General features: G+C 66.4%; 1 protein-coding gene and 1 pseudogene. Both read left to right on the forward strand.

Features of this window, described 5'->3' with window-relative positions; translation table 11 throughout:
* Positions 1-253, forward strand: a pseudogene (locus tag AC5ZG1_RS43950) (helix-turn-helix domain-containing protein); the annotation flags it as partial.
* The gene (locus AC5ZG1_RS43955) at positions 250-1,179 is read left to right on the forward strand and encodes an IS3 family transposase (RefSeq protein ID WP_456647252.1); all 930 of its coding nucleotides are present in this window, start codon (positions 250-252) and stop codon (positions 1,177-1,179) included. The pseudogene AC5ZG1_RS43950 and the gene AC5ZG1_RS43955, both read left to right, overlap by 4 nt.
* Positions 1,180-1,211: the final 32 nt, after the last annotated feature.

Here is a 1,211-nt window from a genome sequence, read left to right on the forward strand (position 1 = left end):
GGCGGAGGCGCTGCGGCCGTTGGGGCGTCCGCGCAAGAGCGATGCGGTTGCACCGAGCGTGAGGGCGCGGGCGCGTGATGTTGCGGCGGCCGACCGTGGCGCGCCCGAGCGCATTGCCGAACTTGAGCGCAAGATCGGCCAGCAGCAGATTGAACTGGATTTTTTTCGGCAAGCCTTGCGGCGGGTCAAGGAAGCACGCCGGCCGAGCAGCGGGCCTGGCGTGACGGGGTCTACGCGGTCATCCAAGCGATGACGACCTCCCCGCGGCAAGGCGAGCTGACGATCGAACGGATGTGCCGATTGGCTGGCGTCAGCCGGGCCGGCTATTATCGGCATTGGGCGGCTTCCGCCCCACGTGCCGAAGAAACCGCCGTGCGAGACGCGATCCAGCGGCTGGCGCTTGCCTACAGGCATTACGGCTATCGCCGGATCGCCGCGCAGTTGCGCCGCGAGGGCTTTGCGGTGAACCGCAAACGCGTGCTGCGCCTGATGCAGCAGGATAATCTGCTGTGCTTGCGGCAGCGGCCGTTCGTGCCTGTCACGACGGACTCGCGCCACCCGTGGCACGTGGTATCGAACCTGGCCCGCGCCATGGTGCCTGATGGCCTCGACCAGCTCTGGGTGGCGGACATCACCTACATCCGTCTGCAGGAGGAGTTCGCCTATCTCGCCATCGTGCTCGACGCCTTCAGCCGGCGGGTGGTCGGCTGGGCCCTGGAGACGCACCTGGAGGCGCGTCTGGCGGTCACCGCGCTCTCGATGGCGCTGGCGGCGCGCCAACCCACGCCTGGCAGCCTGATCCACCACTCCGATCGCGGCATCCAATACGCCTGCGGCGACTACACCGAGCTCCTCCGGCAGCACGACATTGCTCCCAGCATGAGCCGGGTCGGCAATCCCTACGACAATGCCAAGGCGGAGAGCTTCATGAAGACCCTCAAGCAAGAGGAGGTCAACGGCCAGACCTACCGCGATGCGCCGCATGCCAGAAATGCGATCGGCGCCTTCATCGAGGAGGTGTACAATCGCCAACGGCTGCACTCGGCCCTGGCTTACCAGCCGCCAGCCGAGTTCGAAGCAAATTTACCAGGTTGCGGGGCTGCTGCGCAGCAGCCCCGCAACCTGGCCGTAACCCATCAACCCGCCCTGCCGCCTCAAGCGGCGGGCACCTGTCCCTGATTATCGTGTCTCACGATAAGGGTGCACTTCAG

The sequence above is a fragment of the Bradyrhizobium sp. Leo78 genome (assembly GCF_059512425.1).

What these genes read in the sequence shown, in the direction of transcription:
- AC5ZG1_RS43955 (WP_456647252.1), top strand. Translation starts at nt 250, where the DNA reads ATGACGACCTCCCCGCGGCAAGGCGAGCTGACGATCGAACGGATGTGC.